At 41.7% G+C, this 23,852-nt stretch carries 15 protein-coding genes; 8 read left to right on the plus strand and 7 right to left on the minus strand.

The features are described 5' to 3' along the window. Positions 1 to 599 precede the first annotated feature (599 nt). Positions 600 to 2,609 (plus strand): methyl-accepting chemotaxis protein, encoded by a 2,010-nt coding sequence (locus AB4135_RS14090; RefSeq protein ID WP_371993829.1) that lies wholly within the window; start codon positions 600 to 602, stop codon positions 2,607 to 2,609. A gap of 391 nt (positions 2,610 to 3,000) precedes the next feature. Continuing rightward, positions 3,001 to 3,678 (plus strand): pyrimidine 5'-nucleotidase, encoded by a 678-nt coding sequence (yjjG, locus tag AB4135_RS14095; protein WP_371993831.1) that lies wholly within the window; start codon positions 3,001 to 3,003, stop codon positions 3,676 to 3,678. On the opposite strand, the gene AB4135_RS14100 is transcribed toward yjjG, so the two are convergent. Beyond that, complete coding sequence (locus tag AB4135_RS14100) at positions 3,675 to 4,286, minus strand: DUF938 domain-containing protein (protein ID WP_371993833.1); 612 nt, start codon at positions 4,284 to 4,286, stop codon at positions 3,675 to 3,677. The genes yjjG and AB4135_RS14100 overlap by 4 nt on opposite strands. 232 nt (positions 4,287 to 4,518) lie before the next feature. Here AB4135_RS14100 and AB4135_RS14105 point away from each other — a divergent pair, with 232 nt between their 5' ends. From AB4135_RS14105 to AB4135_RS14115, 3 genes are all read left to right on the plus strand, one after another. Beyond that, on the plus strand, positions 4,519 to 4,884 hold the full coding sequence (locus AB4135_RS14105; RefSeq protein ID WP_371993835.1) for a hypothetical protein: 366 nt from the start codon (positions 4,519 to 4,521) through the stop codon (positions 4,882 to 4,884). An 82-nt stretch (positions 4,885 to 4,966) separates the two neighbouring features. Continuing rightward, complete coding sequence (locus AB4135_RS14110; protein WP_371993836.1) at positions 4,967 to 5,272, plus strand: Fis family transcriptional regulator; 306 nt, start codon at positions 4,967 to 4,969, stop codon at positions 5,270 to 5,272. A 211-nt stretch (positions 5,273 to 5,483) separates the two neighbouring features. Beyond that, positions 5,484 to 5,669 (plus strand): hypothetical protein, encoded by a 186-nt coding sequence (locus AB4135_RS14115; protein WP_371993838.1) that lies wholly within the window; start codon positions 5,484 to 5,486, stop codon positions 5,667 to 5,669. 68 nt (positions 5,670 to 5,737) lie between these two features. Here the strand turns inward: AB4135_RS14115 and AB4135_RS14120 are convergent, their stop codons facing one another. The 6 genes from AB4135_RS14120 to AB4135_RS14145 form a co-directional block, all read right to left on the minus strand. Further along, positions 5,738 to 7,825 (minus strand): bifunctional 2',3'-cyclic-nucleotide 2'-phosphodiesterase/3'-nucleotidase, encoded by a 2,088-nt coding sequence (locus tag AB4135_RS14120; protein ID WP_371993840.1) that lies wholly within the window; start codon positions 7,823 to 7,825, stop codon positions 5,738 to 5,740. A gap of 599 nt (positions 7,826 to 8,424) precedes the next feature. Next, positions 8,425 to 11,496 carry an efflux RND transporter permease subunit gene (locus tag AB4135_RS14125; protein WP_371993842.1) on the minus strand — a complete coding sequence of 1,024 codons (3,072 nt, stop codon included), beginning with the start codon at positions 11,494 to 11,496 and terminating at the stop codon, positions 8,425 to 8,427. Next, positions 11,493 to 14,786: an efflux RND transporter permease subunit gene (locus tag AB4135_RS14130; RefSeq protein WP_371993844.1), complete on the minus strand. Its 3,294-nt coding sequence runs from the start codon at positions 14,784 to 14,786 to the stop codon at positions 11,493 to 11,495. The genes AB4135_RS14125 and AB4135_RS14130 overlap by 4 nt, the downstream gene beginning before the upstream one ends. Before the next feature lie 14 nt (positions 14,787 to 14,800). After that, positions 14,801 to 15,862, minus strand: a complete 1,062-nt coding sequence (locus AB4135_RS14135; RefSeq protein WP_220740261.1) for an efflux RND transporter periplasmic adaptor subunit — start codon at positions 15,860 to 15,862, stop codon at positions 14,801 to 14,803. A gap of 336 nt (positions 15,863 to 16,198) precedes the next feature. Beyond that, entirely contained in the window at positions 16,199 to 16,459 is a 261-nt protein-coding gene (locus AB4135_RS14140; RefSeq protein ID WP_371993846.1) for a hypothetical protein, read from the minus strand. Positions 16,460 to 16,782: 323 nt separating this feature from the next. Next, positions 16,783 to 18,717 carry a radical SAM protein gene (locus AB4135_RS14145; protein ID WP_371993848.1) on the minus strand — a complete coding sequence of 645 codons (1,935 nt, stop codon included), beginning with the start codon at positions 18,715 to 18,717 and terminating at the stop codon, positions 16,783 to 16,785. Positions 18,718 to 19,536: 819 nt separating this feature from the next. On the opposite strand from AB4135_RS14145, the gene AB4135_RS14150 reads away from it, so the two are divergent. From AB4135_RS14150 to AB4135_RS14160, 3 genes are all read left to right on the plus strand, one after another. Beyond that, the gene (locus tag AB4135_RS14150) at positions 19,537 to 20,370 is read left to right on the plus strand and encodes a hypothetical protein (protein ID WP_371993850.1); all 834 of its coding nucleotides are present in this window, start codon (positions 19,537 to 19,539) and stop codon (positions 20,368 to 20,370) included. Positions 20,371 to 20,454: 84 nt separating this feature from the next. Then, positions 20,455 to 21,321, plus strand: a complete 867-nt coding sequence (locus AB4135_RS14155; protein WP_371993851.1) for a hypothetical protein — start codon at positions 20,455 to 20,457, stop codon at positions 21,319 to 21,321. A gap of 588 nt (positions 21,322 to 21,909) precedes the next feature. Next, complete coding sequence (locus AB4135_RS14160) at positions 21,910 to 23,481, plus strand: hypothetical protein (RefSeq protein ID WP_371993853.1); 1,572 nt, start codon at positions 21,910 to 21,912, stop codon at positions 23,479 to 23,481. The last annotated feature ends 371 nt before the right edge of the window (positions 23,482 to 23,852 follow it).

Genomic DNA, 23,852 nt, shown 5'->3' on the forward strand with positions numbered 1-23,852 from the left:
AAAGAGTTTTACAGGTAGACGAATTATTATATTAGAAAAGAGTTTCTTTAATATTGGTGCATAATAAATAGGGCTTCAGTATTGTCGTTTTATTTAGCTATATGTTGTTTTTTTAGCTAGATAGTACTATTTGAAAATCCTATTCGAGTAATATTATCTTCGTTATTTCTACCAATTAGGGATGATACTTGAATTCGAGGATATTGTATACCTTTATCGTTAGCTGTTGATAAGCAGTAAAATAAAGGTCATTATTTTGGTGTTCTGACGTTTGGTAGGTAATAATGTCGAGGCTTCATCCGTTGCAGTGTTAAAAACTGTTGTTAGCTCTTAATGTGAACTGTAGAGGGAGTGCTGCTAGCCATTTTCATTATTATTATACGGTTCATTTCAAAGTTTTATTTATCACCTTCAAAGGGTGCTTTAAATTTCTATACGTTTTGGTATCATCACCCTTAATATTTTTCATGTTGCAGTGTTAACGTTTATTGAGTATGAGCCGATAATGGTTAAGGAATGTTAATTTAGTAATTGTTTTAATAAGTAAGTCAGAATAATAAATCAACAAATGAATTGGAATCGTGATAATTGGGTATCCTATGAGTATTAAAAATTCGATAACAGCAAAAATAGTTGTTTCTACAGCAATTGTTGTCTCTCTAGTCCTATTGTTGACTGCATTTTTTACCGTGCGTTACGTTGCCCAATCCGCGAGTAGCGAATTGGATGATTCCATGGCGGCATCAATTAAGTTAAATGCCACTGAAATTGAAAGTTACTTTAAGCAGCACGCTAATGGCGTAGAAACAGTATTTAGAAACGTTGGACTTATCGATTGGTTTGATAGCCATACTGACCGTGGGCAAGGATTAGACACGCCGGAATTTGAACGCGTCGTTGAGATCATGGGCAGAGAGGTGAAACAAAGTAGCGATATCATCTCAATATTCTTTGGTTCAGGTCACACTGGAGAGTATTTTGATCATACCGGGGTGTCTGTATTGCCGGGTTATAACGTATTAGAACGTTCTTGGTGGAACGAAGTTAAAGACAGGCAAGAATGGACTGTGAGTAAAGTTATTTTTGAACCTCAATTTGATGAGTTTTATGTCTCGCTTAATTTCCCCATTGCGAACTTCCAGCAGCGGTTTATTGGCGTTGGCGGCGTTGATCTCTACTTAACATCTGTAAGTGATATTGTTTCAGCTATTCATTACAAAGGGCAGGGACAGGCATTTTTACTAGACAACAATGGCGATATGGTGGTGTTTCCTGATGAAGAAATTGCGATTGTAGATGTCGAAAACCGCGAAACAGAAAATATCAAGCTTGATATGTTAGACCGACAAAATAGTAATGAAGGCTTTACGCAGCTGGCAAGGCAAATGGATCGTGATAGTTTTGGTAAATCGCAAATCACTTGGCGAGGCAAAGATTATTACGTGCAGTTTAGTAATGTAGAGGTTTCGCAGATAGGTTTAAACTGGAAACTGGCAATCATGATCCCAGTCGACTATGTGGAAGCACCAGTCAATGAGGCTGTGCAGTCTTCAGCTCTGATCGTTTTATTCATTTTGGTTGTCACTTTAGTCGCGGTTTATTTTATGACCTCTATGCTGCTTAAACCACTTTCTCAGGTGAAGGAAGCTTTAGTCGAAATAGCGGAAGGTGATGGAGACTTATCTAAAACCATTCCTGTTAGAAATAATGATGAAATTGGCCAACTATCGGAAGCATTTAATAGTTTCGTTAGCCAAATCCAAAATATTGTTAGCCATGTGCAGGACAGCAGTGCTGAGTTAAAGCAAACAACTGCCAATGTGAGTGATATCAGTCAGGTCGCCTCTAATAAAATTGCAGCTTCACAGCAAGAAGTCGCTTCAGCAGTTAATACTATCAACATGATGGCTGAGACTGCACATGAGATTAAAGAGCAGGTTTCAAGTGCCCGCCAATCAGCAGAAGCAGCGAGTGAGACTTCAAAGCAAGGTCAATCAGTATTGAGTAATTCAATGGAGGGGCTATCAACACTCAATGTAAACTTTGATAGTGCCGTTCATACCATCGAAGATCTGCGCATGAGTAGCCAATCGATTGGTGAAGTGATGGTGGTGATCCGAAATATTGCCGAGCAAACAAACTTGTTAGCCCTGAATGCTGCAATTGAGTCCGCAAGAGCGGGTGAGCACGGTCGAGGCTTTGCGGTTGTTGCTGATGAAGTTCGCCAATTAGCCAAACGAACCCAAGAATCGACTGAAAGTATCCAAAGCAGTATTAATGACTTGCAAAGTAAAGCGGTTGCTGCTGAGTCGAGTATGCAAACGACACGTGAACAAGTTAATCAGTACATGGAAGATACTCAAGTTGTACATACTCAACTTTCAGAAATTACTGTCGTCGTCGATGAGAACAGTGAACATATGCAGGGTATTGTTAGTATTACCCAAGAGCAAGATCAGGTCTCGCAATCTATTAGAGATATGATGCAAGAGGTAAATAATATTGGTGAACAGACTCAATGTGAAGCCGGTAATTTAATGCAAAGCTGTACTGATCTTGAAACGCAAACCGACAAACTGACAGATTTAGTCAGGCGCTTCAAAATATAGTTGCACTGAATAAGTCATTTAACGGTGACGAAAGCAGCCCAGCAAGCACTTTGTCTAATCAACAAGGTGCTTTTTTAATTTGTCGCTGTTAAAGACCATCTTGGCTTGCAGTGTAACTGCTGAAAGTGGTGATGTCGCTTAGATAATGACTATTTAAATTGTTAGGACATTCAATATAAGCTAACTAGGGCTTAGTATAGTTAGGACTCACCGGCTACAACACAAGCCATCTCTATTGCTGATGCAGGTAACTATCAGCTCTTGGTCTACAACGACTTTATTCGCCGAAAGTTAATGCAGCAAATATCGAGCATACTTATGGTTTTATCTAGCGGTAAGGGTAAAATTCGCTGCATTAAGACAGTGATAAAGCCAAATAAAGGATAGTGACGTGAAGTACGATTGGATATTGTTCGATGCTGATGAGACCTTGTTTCACTTTGATGCCTTTAAAGGTTTACAGTTGATGTTTTCTCGGTTCAATGTTGACTTCACCGCCGAGGATTTTCAGCACTACCAGTTGGTAAACAAACCTTTATGGGTTGATTATCAAGATGGAAAGCTAACGGCTAAACAGCTACAAAATACTCGTTTTGAAATATGGGCTGAGAGAATTAAAGTGTCTACCCAGCGACTTAATAGTGAATTTCTTGCGGCAATGGCTGATATCTGTACATTACTACCTGGTGCTCAGGAGTTGATTGATGCGCTAACGGACAGAGTTAAAATGGGGATCATTACTAATGGCTTCACTGAATTGCAAACCGTAAGGTTAGAGCGCGTAGGTTTAATGGATCGTTTTTCTCCGCTAGTGATATCAGAGCAAGTGGGGGTCGCCAAACCCGATGTCGGTATTTTTGATTACGCTTTCTCACAAATGGGTGAGCCTAAACGTGATGCAATATTAATGGTTGGCGACAATCCACACTCCGATATTCAGGGCGGCTTAAATGCAGGGATCGATACTTGTTGGCTTAATCGACTTGGGGAAGATAAACCTGACAATATTACCCCGCATTACGAAGTTAGTTCTTTAACTGAACTACAGCAGTTGTTGAATACAGACTAACACTGTTTTTCAAAGTGAAGTAATCGGTTATTCGCTGGCATGCTAAAGTCAGCGATTAAGCTTAACCCTTGCGCTTCGGCAAGTTGCATTATCCATTCAAAATCGCGTATTGCACTTTGAGGGTTTCTGTTTGCAAGCCAGCAGTCAAAATTCCGATTACTTTCACTGCTGTATTGACCTTGATAATTGAACGGCCCATAGATGCAAAGCTGTCCATTGGCATTTAAGTGTCTGCCAACCCCAGAGAAAAACTGTATCACCATCTCCTTTGACATGATATGCAACGTATTTGCGGTAAATATTGCATCGATGGATAACTGCGCTAGTTGATAAATCGGCCATGGTTGCAACACATCAAGTTCAACTGGCTTACGTAAATTAGCGCTTGGTGACTCAGCCAGCCAGGCGTTGATCCCTGCATGATATTCCAACTGATCGCTAGTTTGCCAAGTTAGGTGAGGGAGTAGTTTGGCGAAATGTACTGCGTGTTGGCCCGAACCGCTACCAATTTCCAGCACATGTGATGATTGGCTAAAACTGTCTTGTAATATTGCTGCAATAGCGGCTTTGTTATTTTCACATGATTGAGAGTAGGGTAGAGAGCTCACAGAAATATCCTTGTTATCAATGTCACTAGTCGTTATTCAACCGATAGGTATAACAGCACCAGTCTGATTCACACAGGTTATTTTTACTCTTTTATGTGACTAAAAACAACTGTATATAACTTGTATGTTAAATTAAAACAGTCAGATAGTCGTAGGTAGATTTTGTGAAAGACGTTATTATCGAGCGTAAATATTATGCCGTAATGACGGCCATAGTGAATAAGGGAATAACGTGGCGATTGAACAACAAGAGATGATGGCAGTATTGAGTGAACTTGAATGTCGCACTAACTTTACTCTCAAAAAAGTGACTGAATATATGTTGCCAAAACTAAAGGAGCCTTTCTATCTGTATGTTGATGGTAAGCAGGCTCAGTTAGTGATTAGGCCTGCTTATGAAGTGTTTAAGGCAGACTTAGCTGCACTTGAGGGCGTTCATGGCAAAGAACAATATTGCCATTATTCTGAAATGACTCGGTTTCCAAAGCGTGTACAAAAGAGCGTTAACGGTATTCATTATGGCTTGGCATTTAGTTTCGACAATGTTGATGCAGTAAAAGGATTTATTGCTAAATTAATCACGATAAATCAAGGTTGATTCGTTGAGTTTGCAGAGATAAAAGCAGCATGTACTCAAGGTTATATCAGGCATCTGTAAGTGCGCTTATATTGAGGCTAAAGTGAGAAAAAGTGACAAAAAAATAGAGAATACTATCCGGCGCGTATTAACTGAAGTTTGTGAGCAGTTAAAAGAGAACGTTGCCGGGTTTGAATGGCTGACTCATAAAGTGGATTACAACAATGTAAATCAGACTTTAACGGTTACCTTAATGTTTGATTCCTTTGCATCACTGAGAAGCGCTAAGGCTACGTTAAAAACTAATGACATGGCAAAACAGGTTGCTAATGCGTTAGCTAAGCAAGGTATTGAGCTTAAAAATGTTACTAAACAATGCCATTTTGATACAGACGAACGCAATGGTTAGTGATCTTTAAAATAGTGTTTTAACTGCCCCATTGTTGATAGTCTTTATGTCTGCTTTTATCTTGTTAACCAGAGTATCAACAAGGGCACTGTTGATTTGTGGGTTTATAGTAAACATTTTGTAGCAAGTAATGATTGGCGTTAATGGAGATTGGCAGCCATAATTCGGCAATAAGGATATCTCGAGTCAAATACAGGGAGTTGAAATCAATATGGATACTAATCAAGTGACCCATCAACAGGATCAGATTGATTGTGATGACGATATCGAGATGTTGTCTCAACTTAATCGAAAAAGACTTAAATTCTTTGGCTTAATGTTCGGTATTGCAGCCGGATTACCCGCCGGATTTTACGGCGCTCGTTGGGTCTACCAATGGCTCTTTCCAGTCAGTTAATCTGTATCGTGTAATAAAAAGGCTCCATTAGGAGCCTTTTTAATGAGTAAAGACTTAGTTACTGGCGATTACTTTGCAGCAGGCTCTGTAGTTAAGTCTATGCTGTAAATAGCAAAACCCGCTACAGTGCTGTCATCTTTAGCAAGCTTAACCATGGTACGTTGTTGGTTTTCTTTGATGAAGGTATCAGCAAGTTCACTGTCTTGAGTTTCAAAGCGAACATCAAGTGCAACATTGGTATTGATGGTTTTGAAATCCCAGTTGTAATCAGCTGAAGGATCAACTGCACTGTTGTATCCACCTGAACCATCAGGTTGAGATTCAGCAGTGATGTACTGAGATAGCGCTTCACGGTTCTCATCAGGAAGTTCCAGCACTACGTGATCAGGGCCTGTTCCAGCAAATACACCACCAAATGCTCGGTAGTTATTTGATGCAACAACAAACTCTTTCTCGCTAAGTTCAGCACCGGTAAAGACTTTGCCATCAGCGTCGGTATAAGCTAGCTCTACAATACGGCTTGCATCAGCATTAACTTCAGCACAGTTACGGTCGAACTTAGATGGTTGAGTGACATCCACTTTGTAAGTGAGGCCATCGATAACATCGAAGTTATAGGTTGGGTGACCAGCACGATTGATTAGGTTTTGTGGTGCGGTGCTTGTAGGATCAATTTGATTAAACTGATTTGCACTACACTCAAGCCAATCTTGTAGCTCAGCACCGGTAGCTTTTACTGCAACCATAGTGTTTGGATACAAGTAAAGATCCGCCGCATTACTGTATGTCAGCTCGCCCGCTTCAACCATCACAAATTGGCTAGCATCACCTTCTTCATAACGCCCACCGGCTTTAAAAGGTGCAGATGCTGACAATACTGGTAGTTTCTTCAGCTCTTCATCAGTACCAGCTTGAATTTGCTGAGTCACTTTAGCAATTTGAGCGTCAGAAACAATCTGAACAGTTGGATCATCTTGGACCAATGTCAGGAAGCTGTACATGTCAGCTGTTGCCACACCAATAGGTTGGTTAACAAACTCTAAAGTGCCTTGGTGCTCAAGTTCTACAGCATCACGGATAGATTGCTCACCAGTGACTAGCTCTTCTTTATTTGCAGTGTCATAAACAGGGCGTGCTTCTGTTTGCGACTCTTCATGGTAAACATTCCATTTACCGTCTTCTTTACGAAGTTTAAGGTCAACAATACCTAAGTTGTCACCCCAACGACCAGGCATAACAGCAGGTACGCCGTTCAAAAGCCCCTTTTCAACGTCAGTGTTTGGCAGATCCGCGTATTTAGCATCAGGGAAAACCGAGTGGCTATGGCCAAACATGATGGCATTAATGTCTTCAACGTGAGTTAGTGCGTAAGTCGCATTCTCTGCCCAAGCATCACCAGGGTTATCTGATGAACCAATACCCGAATGCGGAATGGCGATAATGACATCAGCGCCTTCAGCTTTCATTTGTGGGATGAACTTTCTGGCTGCTTGAGTAATGCCTAGCACTTCAACTTCACCGTCTAAATTTGCTTTATCCCATTGCAGAATTTGCGGCGGAACAAAACCGATGTACCCGATTTTGATTGTATGCTCATTACCATTGCTATCTACAACCACTTTGTCGGTAATGATGTATGGCGTGAACATGTTGTCTGCAAATTCTACTTCATTCCAGCAACCATCTTTATTAGCACAAATAACGTTTGAGTTAATGTAAGGGAAGTCGGCACCGGCAATCGCTTTCTCTAAAAACTCTAGACCGTAGTTGAACTCATGGTTACCAATGTTACCCACTGCGTAATCTAAGGTATTCATTGCTTTATAGGCAGGGTGAGTGTCGCTTAACCCTGTACTGGCAATATAATCACCCATAGGACTACCTTGCAGTAAATCTCCGTTATCGACCAGCACGGAGTTAGCTTTTTCTGCACGAGCTTGGCTGATTAGGCTAGCAGCTCTGGCTAAACCGATTGTAGGATCTTCTTTACCACTGTAGTAGTTAAAGTCCATGATGTTAGTGTGCAGATCTGAAGTTTCAAGAATTCGAAGATCCACCTGAACGTCACTGACTTTGTTGTCATCGTCGTCTGAGCCACAGGCTGTTAGACCAAGTGATGCTGCGATAACTACTGCTAAAACTTTTTTGTTTAACATATCCATTCTCTTATATTTGTTTAGACCCCAAGAAGTCAAAAGACACTTCTTAAACTGCTGACAGGTTTATTTTTGGCATAACTCACTGTTAGCGGCTGTGATTATAGTGACTGTTTTTGTAAATTTTGTGACTTAAGGCATGGTTTGCGTGTATCAATTTGTGACAGGGTCGCTGCTTTATTTTTTAGTTGTTTTTTTAGTCGTTTCACTGTGTTGATGTAGTTTTTAATGGGTTTATTGGTGTTTTATATTGGTAAGTTGTTTGCAATGTTAACACTTGCTCTACTGGTGTATTTACTCGGTAGATTGTTTGCCGCGACTTGGTGCAGCCATATGTCAGAATTGTAAGGCTGATGTGTATAGTCAAAGATGCTCTAGTTGTGGGTTAATACTTTTAATGACTTATTTAAGTTTTTTTTAAGCTGTTTCTGTTTGAGGGTTTGGCTGAAATTAAAAATGGGTAGCTTTCTTTGCCTGCGAAAATCGAATGGTTGATTTGCCGTATTAATAAGCAAAAACACTGTATAGCCGAGTGATCTCGATGTAAAAAAACGAGTCAATTTATGACTCGTTTTAACAGGTGTTCATGCTCGTTTTAGCTAGTTCATCCAAGGTAGCAAACGGCGCGAGAAGCGATCTGCTTGCCCGAGGCGAATGGCTGAGTGGTGACGCATTCTATAAAGTGCCTGATAACACAAAGGTACAAGATAAAGGCTAGTTACAGTTGAAAAGGTTAAGCCACCAATAATGGCAATTGCCATTGGTGAATACGACGGACCACCACCACCCAGTTGGGTATCACCCATGGCTAACGGTACTAGGCCTAACACCGTAGTTCCCACCGTCATCAGTACAGGGCGTAAGCGAGTATTACAAACCTGGCTAATGGTGTCTGACAATTTATCAAGCTCAGGATTGAGCTGGTTTATTTGGTCAACTAATACGATGCCGTTATTAACCACAATTCCCATCAATATCAAAATCCCTATCATTGCCATAATAGACATGGGTGTGCCAGTGAATAACAGTGCCCAAAATACTCCGGTAATTGAAAATAAGATTGAGGTGATAATCGCTGTTGGTAGCAGCAGCGATTCAAACAACGCTGCCATCACGATATAGATCATCGCGATAGCTAAAATCATGTTGGTTGCCATGACTGCCTCATCTTCATCCTGCTTTTGGAATCCTCCGCGTAGTGAATAGCCGTAGCCAGAAGGAAAGTTTATCGTCTCCATCACTTGAGTAATTTTTTCTTGCGCTTCTTCGGTGGTGAGATCATCGAGGTTGGCACCAATAGACAGCGCGGTTTGTCTGTCGTAATGACGAATAGTGTCAAATCGAGGCTGGATGTCGATATTAGCCAGACTGTCTAACGTATAAACACGATTGTCGATACGGATGATAGGCAGCTGTTTAAGTTTTTCTAGTGACAAACGCCACTGTTGCTCATAGGCCATTTCTATTCGGAGTTCGCCATTGGGATCATGTCTGAATGAGCGCAGCTGAGTGCCTCGTAGTGCCATAGAGATACTTGATGCGACTTCATTCAATTTGAGATCAAGCCTTGCCGCCATTTCACGGTCAATCCTAATCACCACCTCTTGCTGAGCACCGCTAAGTTCTGAGCGCACATCAGTTAGCCCTTTTACTGCGCTAAGCAGCGGGATCACTTGCTCACTGATATGAATGAGCTCGGAGGTAGAGCGGCCAGTCAGTGAGATTCGAATGCCGTTGTTTTCTCCGCCCCAACCAAACTGCGGTTTTGCGATGGCAAATTTTGGAAAACCTTCTCGGATCATGTTTTTCAAGGCTTTCATATCAATCTCTATATCTTCTTTTAGCAGTAAGGTCGATTGACCTCGGTCGGCAGAAAAGTAGCTATAAACCGAGTCGATGTAGAATTTATCTTGATTGGCGTACAGATAATCCTCCATTTTATCGATCATCTTCTCGGTGACATCTAGGCTATGACGGCCTTCAACTTGGTAATTGATGTAGAGACGGTTGTTCCCTTCACCATCAGATTGATCTTGTTTCACCATTGATAATGGCAGCGCTGTAGAACCTAATAATACCAGTGCGATAACACCGGAGGTCTTTGGTCTGGCCAATATCCAGTTTAGGCTATTAAGGTAGCGCTGTTGTAACTGACTTTTGTGTACTTTTTCCGGCAGGTTAAACTCCATTTTACTGAGCATCAGTGGTAATAGCGTCTTAGCCACTAACAGCGATGCTGCCAGTGAAATACAGATAGCAATAGCCACATGCTCAAGGAAAATAGTCAGCTCAACCTTTACCCCAAAAATATTCGGTAAGAATACGATGGCGGTGGTCAAAGTACCTGCTAGTACCGCTAATGACACTTTATCAACACCTTTTAGTATCGAGCTGTTATCACCGGCTTTAGTTTTGTTGGCGCTAGGATCTGATTTTTGCAGCTGTTTTTCTTGAAGCACGCTTTCAGTGACGACCACAGCGTTATCAATCAGCATTCCCACAGCGAGTAATAACCCCATCATAGAAAGAATGTTCAAGCTGTACCCGAGTAGGTACATAGCTGCAAGGGTCATACAGATAGCGATAGGTACTGATGACACGATCACTAAGGTCATTTTTAAGTTACGTATGAACAGATATAACACCACAAAAGAGAGTAGGGCACCAATCAAGCCCGCTGTTAGCAGGTCGCGTAGTGACGAGGTGACACCATACGCTTGGTCTTCCATCACAAACAGCTTAATGCCTTGAAACTGCGGATCTTGTTTGGCACTTTCAATGACCTTCAAGACTCGTGCAGATACATCAACAAGATTTGCCCCTGACTCTTTAAATACGTCAAGACCTACAGCATAGTTTTGGTCTAGGTGGCGACCATCTAAACGCTCAGGTAACGAGAAACTAACGGTTGCAATATCACCGAGGGTAATGCCAGGGGTCAGTATCAGTGAGTTGATTTCATCGAGATTTCTAAACTCACCTTTAGGCGACACTTGATAGACCCGCGAGTCTGTTTTTAACACGCCAGCACTAATGACAAAGTTCTCTTGTTGCATACGACGAGTCAGCGCTCTAATTGAAATATTACTGGCGGCCAGCTTGTCAGCATTAATACGGATCTCTATTTGTTTTTGCTCAACACCGTAAAGCGTAACTTGAGATACCCCTTCTACCCGTTCAAGTGGTCTTTTAAGCTGCTTATCAAGCAGGTCAAAAGCGCCTGATAACTCCCTATCACTGGATATTCGTAAATTGAGAACGGGCATATCGGCAGTACTAAACTGCCTAATAAACACTCGCTCTACATCTTTAGGCAATAAGTGACGTACCGAGTCGACTTTTTCGCGTGCTTCTAAGCTCTTAGTGGCAACATTTTCTCCCCACTTCATTCTGAGCTCTATCTCAGCGCCATTTTGCGACGAGCTTGAGCGCAGCTCCTCAATACCGCCCATTGTGGCTAATGTTTCCTCTAGCACACTGGTTATATCACGCTCAACTTCTGAGGGCGTTGAGCCTTTATAGGGCACTTCTACTATCACTTGTGGGATATCGATGCCGGGAAACATCTCTAATGGCAATAAGCGACTCGAAGCGAGACCGAACAGTAATATGGCGACAAAGAACATCGCCGTGGTTACCGGGCGTGCAATAGCTAAGCGGGTGATGTTCATACTTGACCCCCTTCGATAGCAGGCTCATTAGTCGTTTCTTGCTTTAGTTCATTTTTAGCATAATCTTTGCGATCAAATAGCGCGTAAAGCACAGGAATAACCACCAGAGTCAGCAGTGTCGATAGTGATAGGCCAAAGATAACCGTTATTGCCATTGGTGCACGTACTTCACTGCCATCACCCAAGCCCAATGCCATAGGCGACAGACCCAAAGCGGTTGTCATTGTGGTCATGATGATAGGGCGAAGACGCGACTCGGCAGCATTGGTTATTGCACTAAGCTTGTCTTGTCCGGACTGGCGTAATTGGTTAATTCGGTCTACCAGTACAATTGCATTGTTAACCACAATACCCGCCAACATAATCAGTCCGATAAATACTACTACGCTCAAATGCGTTTGGGTTATGTAAAGGCCTAAAATACTGCCGCCAACCGCCATTGGTACGGCGATAAGAATCAGTAACGGGTGTAGCAACGACTCAAACTGGCTGGCCATGACCAAGTATACTAAAAATACCGCCAGTACTAATGCAATCTGTAGTGACTGGAATGAATGCTCCATCTCTTCATTTTGGCCACCAAAACGGGCCTGAATAGAAGTCGGCAGCGTTTGGTTAGCGAGAATGTCACGGGCAGTCATTACTGCATCATTTAAGTCGCCATAGGCCAAGTTTGCCGACACAATTGCCACACGTTGTTGACTGATTCGGTTAATCGCAGATGGGCCAAGCTTGAGGCTGACATCGGCGATCGCACTGAGTGAAATAGGGTGGCTACTGTTTGGATTAATGATCATCGAGTCGATATCACTAATTTGGTTACGCTCATCAAGCTCACTGCGCACTAGAATATCAATTTTGCGGTCACGAACCGTGTATTGACTGGCAACTGTACCGCCAATACGTTGTGCAATACGGTTCGCCACAGAAGGCGCATCCATGCCTAACGCTGCTAGGCGCTGATGGTCAAAGCGAATGCTAAGTTCAGGCTGACCATCTCTAAGGCTAGTGTTGATATCGGCAAAGCGATCTGAGTCAGACAGAGCATCAACTAAGTTATCAGCAGTCGATTTAAGCTGCGCTAGATCGTAACCGACTAGCTCTATCTCCAATGGCGTTTTAAAGCTAAACAGCTCTGGATGTTGGATTTTAGCTTCAAGTTCAGGGATCCGCATTGCTGTGGTGCGAAGTTTTTGGGTCACAGCCTCAAACGCACCATGATCTGCCAATACGACTTGTAGGCGTCCCCAGTTTTCACCGCCACGAGAGGTATCTGATGTCATCAGCCCGCCGCTTCCGGCTTGACTATAAGCATGCTTAACATCAGCTCGGTCTTTAATCGACAGTGCTAGCGTACGCAGTACTTTATCTGTTTCAGATACTTCTGTTCCTGGTGGCAGTAATACTTCGACATAAAATTCGCCTTGATTCATCGGTGGGATAAGTTCCATACCGAGTCTTGGCACAAGTAGTGCGGCACCCGCTGTGATAGCGATAGCAATGGATAAGGTTAACACTCTAAACTTAAGTGCTCCGGCCAATAAACGGTGATAGCCGCTTTCAAGCACACTATAGATCCAATTAAAGGCACTACTTAGTGGACGCATAACCAGCCCTACAAGCCAAGAAAGGCTGCGGCCAATAATCAGCGCTAGCGCTAACAGTGCACTCGGCAGATAGTTAAATAACAGTACGAATGGGAACGAAAACACGGTTGCGCTGTAATGCTTAAGTTTTCCAAGTTTGGTTTGTGGTTTTTGTTTCTCTGTTTTGGCCATTAGCGGCGGTAGCGCTTTAAAGCCTTCACGTGATGCAAGCATCGGAATGGTAGTGAGTGCTACAAACAGTGATGCAAGTAAGGCAAAGGTTACGGTCAGAGCTTGGTCTGAAAAGAGCGCACCTGCCACACCATCAACAAATACTAGAGGTACAAACACTGCAAGGGTAGTGAGTGTTGATGCAAAAATTGCACCTGATACTTCTTTGGTGCCCGTTACCGCGGCATCGAGTTTATTCATGCCTAAGGATTTACAGCGATCGATGTTTTCCAATACCACAATGGCATTATCAACCAGCAAGCCAACGGCCAGAGCTATCCCGCCAAGAGACATAATATTAAGGCTGATATCGGCAAAGTACATCATGTTAAAAGTAGCGATAACAGAGAAGGGGATAGAGATAGAAATAATTAGTGTGGGTATAATATCTCTTAAAAATAGATAGATAACCAACATAGATAACAAACTACCAATAAGCGCGGCCGAGGTAACTTCATTCACAGCGCTTTCAATAAATTCTGACTGGTCGTAAATGACCTGCAGTTCAGCTTTCGGGCTATTTTGATTTAGTTTATTTATCTCATCGGTGACTTTACGTGCCACAGCAACCGTGTTGGCATCTCCCTCCTTATAGATGGCGAGTTCAATCGATTCTCTGTCACCAATTCGAGTAATATCGTTGCGCTCCTTATGAGCATCAACAATCTCCGCAACTTCAAACAGCCTGACTAAGGTCTGTGCATCACGGTAAATAACGATTTGCCCCAGTTCTTCAAGCGAGTTGAATTGGTTTAGGGTTCTAACCAAATACTCTTTATCGCCTTGGATAACTTTACCGGCGGAGAGGTTAATGTTCTCTTCTGCAATACGGCTACGAATGAGATCAGCACTTAAGTTAAGCTGTGTTAGCTTTTGCTGATTAAGCTCAATATGGACCTCTTGCTGTAACCCGCCAGATAAACGTACTGCGGCGACACCTGATAATGATTCAAGCTGTCTTTTAAGCTCCTCCTCCGCATAAGTGCGCATCTGCTTGAGCTCGCTATCGCTTGCAGATTTAGCCACTTCACCATCAATGCTTGGAACCGAAAGAGCGAGACGAACGATGGGGTCCAGGTTCGGGTTAAAGCGCAGTAATAGCGGTTTTTTTACATCCAATGGCAGTTCGATAGTATCGAGTTTTTCTCTGACATCGAGACTTGCCATATCCATGTCTGTGCCCCACTCAAATTCGAGTACCACATCAGACATCCCTGAACGAGAGATTGAGTTTATTTTACGTAAGCCTTTGACAATCCCCGCAGCTTCTTCGATAGGTTTTGAGACTAACTGCTCCACTTCTACTGGGGCTGCACCCACATACTGAGTACGAATTGTAATGGTTGGATAACTTAAATCAGGCAGTAGTTTCACCGCGAGACGTGAGAAACCAACCATACCAAAGAGAATGACGGCAAACATAAACATCCACACTGTGACAGGACGGTTTACCGAGGTTTTTATTATCGACATAGCGCGCTCCGAGTCTATTTAGCTGATGCAATATCTAAAGAACCAATCACTTCAACCAGTGACTGATCTTTAAGATTTTGATGACCACGGATAACGATTTGTTCACCTGGCTCTATACCTGCAACCACTTCAACAGTATCAGCCTCACGGTAGCCCAAAGTCACAGTACGACGGTTGGCGTTGCTACCATCGATGACATATAGCGCAAACTCATTGTCTTGGTTAACTAGTGCGTTATATGGCACGGTAATGACGTCATTGTGAGTGTCATAACGCAGCTCTACACGAGTGAACATGCCGGCTTTAAGCGTGGCTTTTTGATTGGGTACTGAAAGCGTCACTTTAAAGGTGCCGCTTTGAGCATCAACAATAGGGCTAATGCGAAGAACGGTAGCGTGGGTGGTGTCTTTAGTGTGTTTGTTGGCAAATATCTGTGCATCTTGGCCTAAGCGAAGGTGCTGCAATTGCTGCTCAGGTAGGTGCACAATGCCGTATAACTCATCTTGATTAACAATATAGAACAGTTCGTCGAACTCTTTAGCCATGTTGCCCGACTTTACAAAGCGGGTCGCGATGACGCCATCAATCGGTGAGCGGATCATGCTTTCTTGTACGTACAAAGCTGCCAAGTCGCGTTTAGCCATTGCTGCTTGTAAGTTATATTCGAGCTTGGCCATGGAGTCAGCACTAAAAAATTCTTTATTACTGATTTTTTTGAGGCGGTTAAGTTCTTGCTCAATAATTTCGACTTCAGCCTGTGAACGGTCTAAATCAAATTTCTGTCTTTTGGAATCGATTACCGCAAGCAACTGTCCTTTAGTGACACGATCGCCTTCTTCCACACTAATTGATTGGATAAGACCGGCAACGCGGGTAACCACTTTGGCTTCTTCTGGTGCTTCAAGTGTTGCCGTGGTGCTATAAAAAGAGGATACATCGCCTTGAATAACGGTTGCGGTTTCTACTGGAACGGCATATTTTTCTTCTTCCTTTACCTCTTCTTCTGCACCACATGCAGAAAGTAGCGCAGCAAGCATAATTGGTAGGATAATTTTGTTGTTATTAAGTGCTTCCATGTCTTTAAACCCATTTAAGTTGTTTCATTACCCCTTACAAAGCATAATATGTGCCAATATGAATATTACTTTAAATACAATGGGTTATATTTATTTGTAAAGGTTGGGTTGGTTGCTTTTGTAACTAATGTAGCGAAAAGGTTTATTTGTTGCGGTTTTTAACAATCGAAAAGGGAGTTCGATAGAAACTTACAAAGCACGATGCCAATATGATTTTAAAGAGAGTAACGGTAGCTGTGGAAGTTAGAAAATAATGATCGATAAAAGTGAATAAGTTAAGTCTTATACAACTTAAAATTATAGGTGCTTAATCTAATGATTAAACACCTCATATAGTTAATCAGCTGTTCGCTCTGCTTTTTGCTCGCCGTTGTAGATACACATTGCTGAGTTATAGTCGTTATACGCAATGGCATAATTAAAATCACAGAAATAGGCTGGGTGTTTTGTTGCAACCGCATCGCCGGCTTTACATTGATCTTGCATGCCTTCAACTAGCGAGTCATTGTTCTTGCCCAGACAAGCTTTGCCACTGGTACCGTCAGAACAAGCTGTTAACGATGATAATACCGCTAATAGCAGTAGTGCTTTTTTCATTATAAAAGCTCCATATTTAATGGTTAAGCAAAAGAAAGAGTACTCAGGCATAAGGTGCACCATAAAACGTCTAGACCTTAAACTTGAACCGCTATTATTTCTAATATTCCATTTAATAACAATATCCTAGATCTAAAATATTACTAAAATATACCGTTGGAATGGGGACGAAACATTGGCCATACTCGCTAATTAGCGGGCTAAAAAAGCAGAAATACCTATGTGACTGGCTTTACGATGAAAGTGATAGGCCGGGTCACCTTATATTGCCTATAAAAGTGACCCTGATGGCAGTAAATGCTATTGGAGAAAGACGCTAAAGGTCAGCTAACATTACTGGTGATGAGGTTGCTAACCGCTCTTGAAACGAAATCTTTTCTCATGGTGGTTGGCTTAACATCTTGATTAAACCAGAAGCTCATAGGCTGATCAAAACCAATACCGTGCATGTAATTGTAAATCGCCTTTCGTAGGCCTTCTCCAAGCATTTCGTGATTGGTCCCGGTTGGATCGGTAAAGTCGACATCATTTTCAGCAAATAAGATCTCTGGGCGCTCAGCGAGTGTAATGCCAAATTTCTCTGGATTTAATCCAATTGGACTGTGAACGGTAGCGACAAAGCGGTGCCAGTATGCGGATTGGAAACACCCTTGCTGCATCATTTGCCTAACCATTTCTAACGAATCAACGGTTTCTTGCTCTGTTTGAGTTGGGAAGCCGTACATTAAATAAGCATGAACTAAAATGCCTGCATCACTGAAGGCTTTAGTCACCTGTGCGACGCGTTCTACACTCACGCCTTTCTTCATTAGTTTTAACAATCTATCTGATGCCACTTCAAGGCCGCCACTGACCGCAATACAGCCAGAATCGGCTAATAGTTGGCAGCGGGCCTCACTAAAGGTACGTTCAAAGCGGATATTGCCCCACCAACTGATCACAACTCCACGTTCAATCAGCCGTTTGGCAAAGGTGTATAGTAGTTTTGGCGGCAGTGCTTCATCGACAAAGTGAAAGCCAGTTTCGCCGGTTTCTTCTATGAGCTGTTCTATTCTATCTACTAGAACGTCAGCACTCGCTGAGTCAAAGCGGTCAATGTAATCTAGGCTTACATCGCAAAAACTACATTTACGCCAGTAACAGCCATGGGCAATAGTGAGTTTATTCCAACGTCCATCACTCCAAATGCGGTGCATCGGGTTAAGCATTTCACATAGAGACAGGTAATCGTCTAATGGTAAGCCATCATATATTGGCGCGCCGACTTCGGTTTGCGGGATATCCTGCAGCTGGATGTTTTCATTAAAATGAACATAGGCTTGACCATTTTCGTCTTCGGCGAGGAAATAAGTCCGTACAAGGTCGTCAACTTGTCGTTGCCCTTGGAAATACTCCAGCAGTGTTAAAAAAGGTCGTTCACCGTCATCGAGACAGATAAAATCAATAAACTCGAACACGCGAGGATCTTTAAGGGCGCGTAGCTCGGTATTAATAAAACCGCCGCCGACCACAATAGGAATATCGGGATTGATGGCTTTACAGGTTTGCGCAATACGCAGCGCACCCAACATATTGCCGGGGAAGGGCACTGTAAGCGCCACTACGCTAGGTTGAGTTTCCTCAAGATAATGCTCAACTAATTGTTCCAATATTTCAGAGCTAAAGCTCGGCTCACCCATTAAGGTCTCATAGAGATTATCAAAACTAGGGTTTGCCGCCGCTAACTGCTCGCCATAACGACTCACTTCAAAGTAAGGATCGACTCCTTGAGTGATGACGCTAGAGAGATCATTAATAAACAGTGTGGCGAGATATTTAGCTTTATCTTGCACGCCGAGATTGCCGAAAGCCGCTTGTAACACATCGCCAGATACCGCTTCCATTTGTGAAATGGCATCAAAGGCTGGGCCTTCAGGTAAAAAGCGGCGTGAGTTGATGCGCATCGCAAGGCTAGGGTCTTTGCCCTGTAAAAATCGAATCGCACTCTCAACGGTCAAATGGTAACGGTCAAACTCGGCTAAGAAGTTAAAAATGACATCAGGCAGTTCGTTGTCTTCAAAGTGCTCAAAGTTCTCTTCTACGTGCTGACGAATAATTTCCAGCGCAGGTGCCGTCATCATCTCTAAGAACAGCTCAATCGCAGGATCCCGCTGCACCGCCTCATAGCCTTGGGAGCGTAAAAAACCCGTTAAGTACGCCGTTGCTGGATAAGGCGTATTAAGCTGAGTCATGGGAGGGGTCATTAGAAGAACGGTCATAGCCTGCCTTTAAATAGTAAAACTTGAATACTTTGCGTGATGCTTAATGGTAAACAAAATATGGCAACGAATAGCGCAGCCATAAAATAACAGGCGATTCTAACAAATGGTTTCAATAAAAACCCGAAAATTAGCCCATCAATGATGCTTTTTGACGCTAAAACGCCAAGCATTTGTGCTTTTTTAATATAAAGGCACGTCGCGAGTGTATTTGCAGCAGTACTGAGAGTTGGTCATTAGAATCACTTTAGGCTGCGATAACTCACCTTTGCACCCAAGTTAGTTGGCCTTCGAATGAAGACTGATTACATTTTTGACAGGTATGACTAAGCAGCCTGTTTGAACTTGTGATTTCATGGTTATTAATCGCCTCCAGCGGGGGACTGGACAGGATGTCCTAATGTCATGAACAAATGGATGTGTAGGAACGACCGCATGTGCAGACACTGCCGTGACACGCTGCAGTCCATCCTTGGATGCTCGGCCATGACGTCCATGTCATGGACGGTCACGGCCGTATCTGTACTTGGAACTTTGGTGTTTTAATTTGTACTGTAGTGGTAAAGCTTCTAGCACGGAAATGCCCCTTTATTCGCTAGAGTAAAAGCTCATTCACTATCTATTAATGTGCGTTTGCCCTAACAAATGTAACCCGAATTAAGTTCATCTAGAAATTATGCAGCACTGAGCAATCCAACCTCTCAACACTGTCGCTAACGTATTGATTATAAGTTAAAGTAATAAATTAATGGCGGCATTGTGTGAGGAATATAAACAGCAGCTAGCCGTCTATGTAGCGTTAGACATTTTGGAGGACAAATGAAAGTATCAGTGTCGAATGTGCAGCAAGAGAGTTTCTTGTATGTAAGTGGTCTATCGGTTACCGAAACAATTAAATTATGTGAAAATGTCGAAATTTTACCTGCTTGCTGTGATCCGTCATCAGACTTAATAATTGAACAAAGTGGTAGTGAAGTTGACTTGGGCATCATGGCTATTTTTCTTCGTAGAGTTGGTGCTCAAGTAAAAGTATCGGGTGCTACAGGGAAAGAGTTAGCTTCAAGGGCATGGAATGCTCAGTGGGACGTGGTTATTCTCAGTGCTTTATTTGACTGTGACGCTGTAGTAAATTTTCAAAGTGATACACCTGCTGAACTACTCACTAGCGATAGTCGTCTTGCTGTAACTAATCACCATATGAGAGGAAGTATAAACTCTCAGTACCCAGTAGGGTCTGAAGATATTGACTGGCTAAATGTGCATTTCCATAATGCTAGACATCTTCTAGGTGTTGATAGATTCAGTGATGCTGTAAGTGCTCGCTCAAGTTACAGATGGCATCCAAACCCAAGGGCACAACTAGCGGTGTTGTGGTCAGGTATTGAGGGGCTGTTTGATATCCAAGGTGAAACGGTTTTTAAACTAAGCTTGTATGTTGCCAAATTCTTGGAGCCTAACGATAAAGAGCAAGCAAAACTTCTCTTATCTGATGTTAAAAAACTATACAAAAGTCGCTCTTCCGCTGTCCATGGTTCAAAAATTAAAGGTGATCGAAATCTTCTGGTTTCAGAGTCTTCAAAATTACTTGAGCGTCTATTGCGTAGGTGTATAGAGGTCGGCTCTATACCAAATATTGAAGAACTTACCTTGTAATAAGTACATGCCTAACAGGCCAATGTAGGAAGAAAATTACGGGGCATTTTTGCCCGTAAACGGCGCATTATAAGAGGAGGGGGAATGAAGAATAAGAACAAATCTAAAAGTTCAATAGTAGTAGGATTGACTCCTGACGGTTACAAAGTTTCTGATGTGAGAATGACAAAGCCAACATTTCACTATGCTAAAGACGGTAATGGTTCAATGTTGGTTCAAGATATCGATACCGTAAAACTTAACCGCACACGCCAGATTAGCTACTTTGTACCAAACAACATTGGTATGCTGATGAGTGTCAGCTCAAAGGCTTCAAATCGGGCTAAAGAAATCTTTGATTGTAAGTTTAAAAGTACTGACTATGAGCTAGATGTAACTAAACTTTTTGGAAACAAAAATGAGGCCATAAGTACTATTTCTACAGATGTTTATGACTATATCGAAGAGATTCAATCTGCGATTGTTTTTGCATACACAGCATTAGAAGCCTTTGCTAATCTTAGTATCCCCCCAAATCATATTTACCAAGCTAAGAAAAACTCAAAAGGTATCATCGAATCATACGATAAAGCTGCTATTGAACGCTGGCTTAGCCTAAAAACAAAGATCAAACATATACTTCCAGAAGTATATGAAACGACAACGGTTGAAAAGCAAAAATGGTGGGGGCAATTTGTAACCCTTGAAGAGTACCGAAATGAGATCATTCATCAAAAGTCTATAGGTGCAACTGAGTTTTATAAGGCGTACTTTAAAGATTCAATCTTTAATATCATTAAATGTATTGAACCAGTTATATCTTTTTTCTATGTAACTCATCAAAAAAACGGTAAGACCAACGAAGTTTGGCCATGGTTAACTGAGCACGCTGATATTCCATCAATAGGGTTTGAACAAAATCGATTTGAAGTTGTTGGGAATGTGCATCAAGGCTTTAAGAAATCGTTATAACAAGGCTCTCTGATTTCAAGCAACTTTTCCTAATCTTAGAACAGCATGTTAGGGCGAATGCTCTAACAACTAAAATGTCCAGCGACGTGTCAGCTTATCCAGACTGTCCGTTTGTGCCCCAAAGTTAGTTAACTTTAGGTTAAACGTGGATTACGTATTCTCATGTAGGTTGAAATAAGGCTGGATATTTATACAGGTACAACTAAAAGTGAGTTAAAGCACTCATTATGGCGCAAAGAAAGATGCCAAAAACTGTCCTGCTAGGCATCGATAATTTTTTAACATTTCACAAAACCTATAAAAATCAGACTTATGACAAATGTCAAAAAGTGATACACGGACCCATTGAACACCCTTGGCTCTTTTCTCCGCAGCCAACAAGGTAATTTATGTAGCCTAAACTTATAAATTATCTATTTACAGCAATGTCTTAGCAGTGATAGTTTGTTAAAAAATTAACGAGTTGCTAAGAACGTTATCGAGCGACTAAATGAATAAGCTGTTATGTGCAAAGGATGCATCTCATGAAGTTGTGTATCCGGTGAAAATTGGTCGATAAAAACATGGCATGATATAAAAGGTCAAATAATGAATAAGCTTAACGAAATCAGCTTCGAAAGCTTTACTAAAATCATTGGCAATGATTCAGAAATAAATCAAGAACAAGAATGGTTTTCAGAAAATATCGAATACTATTCTCAGTTGCCGAATGACTCTTGTGTTTGGGATTACAATGCATATATTCGTAGGCTAAATTCGCTTGTATCGAGCGCCGGTCTAGATGCCAATTTCGAACTAGAGGAGTTAATTGAGCCAGAGCTTATCCGTGAGAACAATGTTGAATATCTCGTCAAATATCGAATATGCATATCTAACCTTATTATCCAGTGCGGATTTGGAGGCAACGCCCTTTTACATCAGCTAGGCATGGATGAAAAAGCAGTTGAAGGCTCCAACCTTAGTAAAGATGAGTATAAAGGTGGTATTTACTTACAATTCAATAATGTCATATTTTCTAAGTCTAAAAAAAATGGAAATCATTATTGTCGGTTTGTATTGGGTTCAAACGCTAGAATTGATTTCGAAAAGTGTGTGTTTAGAGGTGTAGATCTGTATCTCTCTGCACAAGAAGAATGCAATTATGTCTACTTTCGTGACACAAAATTTTATAATAGGAATATTACAATAGTAGGAGGTTCTGTTCATGAGAGACGGACAGGACATGGGTCAAACGATTACTCGATTTCACCAGAAATAATTGCAAAAAAAGCAGCTGCAAAGAGGCTGACAAGAAAGATTAATGAAGACGAAAAAAGCATAACATATTCTGGCCTGCTAAAATCAATTTCAGAAGATAGTGATGCAAAGACAGTTGATGAATATCTAGAAGGTAAGATCAGAGAAAATAATGTAAACGTCAGGGATATTTTATTCTACCTAGTCAATACTGATCAGAGAATTGAAGTGGATCAGGATGACGTAAGCTATTCAAGAGAAAAGATAGCAGTTATATCTTTTCGAAGCTGCGAAATCGTAGATGCTAGGATTGGGGGCCAAAAGATATACTTTGTTGGGAAAAACAGTATTGAAAAGGTATCAAATATTTCAAACGCTGAAAGCGTATATTTTGGACCTTACAATATTCTAGATAAAAAAGGTCTTAACGTTAGGCATCACAGACCTATGTTTGTTGCTCGTAAAGAATATGCAACAAAAACCAATGATCGTGCCTTAGAACTAATTTCAAATAGGGAACTTCTAAGAATTGAGCGGCATATACTCAGAGAAGAAAGAGAGTCGTCATTTAATATACTTTCGCCAGCTCTGAGAGATAGCTTTGTTTTATGGTTTAACGATAAAACAAACGACTTTGGAATGAATTGGTTTTTTCCAGTATCTCTAATATTTATTACTAACCTTGCGTTTTCAATAATTTTGTTTTGTGGCTTGGGATATAAATTAGACTTATCGCCCGCTAGTATCTTTAATACCATTGGAATGTATATGGAATTACTAATCCCTACCAATCGCGTTGAAACGGTGCTGGGGAATAGAGATCTAAATAGTGGCTGGGAAGGGCTTAGCATAATTAAAAACATACTTACGTCAATCTTCCTTTACCAAGCCGTTGTAGCGTTTCGAAAGTATGGGAAGAAATAGTTGCTTATACTGCCCAATACGCAGCACATAACAAGGTGCTGCTACGGAAAGTTTACTCGCTGTCGCTCCCAAATTTCCGCAGAGCACGGCGTTATCGCATATCCGTTTGCCATACTTTCCCTAATGAAATTCATAAATCCGAGAGTTTCAGCCCTAACACACTTCTGTCCAGGTACGTGCTAGCGGAATACTTATGGCACGTTTCTGCCCCAAAATGGGTTAGCTGTACGGGAAGCGTGGATTAGGTATTCTCATGTAGGTTGAACTAAGGCTGAATATTTATACAGGTATAATTGAAAGTGAGTAAAAACACCCATTATGGCGCAAATAAATATGCCAAAAACCGTCCAGATAGGCATCGATAATTTTCA

This window comes from Shewanella sp. 10N.286.54.B9 (assembly GCF_041468565.1).
Taxonomy (GTDB): domain Bacteria; phylum Pseudomonadota; class Gammaproteobacteria; order Enterobacterales; family Shewanellaceae; genus Shewanella.

What these genes read in the sequence shown, in the direction of transcription:
- AB4135_RS14090 (WP_371993829.1), top strand. Translation starts at nt 600, where the DNA reads ATGAGTATTAAAAATTCGATAACAGCAAAAATAGTTGTTTCTACAGCA.
- AB4135_RS14150 (WP_371993850.1), top strand. Translation starts at nt 19,537, where the DNA reads ATGAAAGTATCAGTGTCGAATGTGCAGCAAGAGAGTTTCTTGTATGTA.
- AB4135_RS14145 (WP_371993848.1), bottom strand. Translation starts at nt 18,717, where the DNA reads ATGACCGTTCTTCTAATGACCCCTCCCATGACTCAGCTTAATACGCCT.
- AB4135_RS14125 (WP_371993842.1), bottom strand. Translation starts at nt 11,496, where the DNA reads ATGAACATCACCCGCTTAGCTATTGCACGCCCGGTAACCACGGCGATG.
- AB4135_RS14140 (WP_371993846.1), bottom strand. Translation starts at nt 16,459, where the DNA reads ATGAAAAAAGCACTACTGCTATTAGCGGTATTATCATCGTTAACAGCT.
- AB4135_RS14135 (WP_220740261.1), bottom strand. Translation starts at nt 15,862, where the DNA reads ATGGAAGCACTTAATAACAACAAAATTATCCTACCAATTATGCTTGCT.
- AB4135_RS14160 (WP_371993853.1), top strand. Translation starts at nt 21,910, where the DNA reads ATGAATAAGCTTAACGAAATCAGCTTCGAAAGCTTTACTAAAATCATT.
- AB4135_RS14115 (WP_371993838.1), top strand. Translation starts at nt 5,484, where the DNA reads ATGGATACTAATCAAGTGACCCATCAACAGGATCAGATTGATTGTGAT.
- AB4135_RS14130 (WP_371993844.1), bottom strand. Translation starts at nt 14,786, where the DNA reads ATGTCGATAATAAAAACCTCGGTAAACCGTCCTGTCACAGTGTGGATG.
- AB4135_RS14155 (WP_371993851.1), top strand. Translation starts at nt 20,455, where the DNA reads ATGAAGAATAAGAACAAATCTAAAAGTTCAATAGTAGTAGGATTGACT.
- AB4135_RS14120 (WP_371993840.1), bottom strand. Translation starts at nt 7,825, where the DNA reads ATGTTAAACAAAAAAGTTTTAGCAGTAGTTATCGCAGCATCACTTGGT.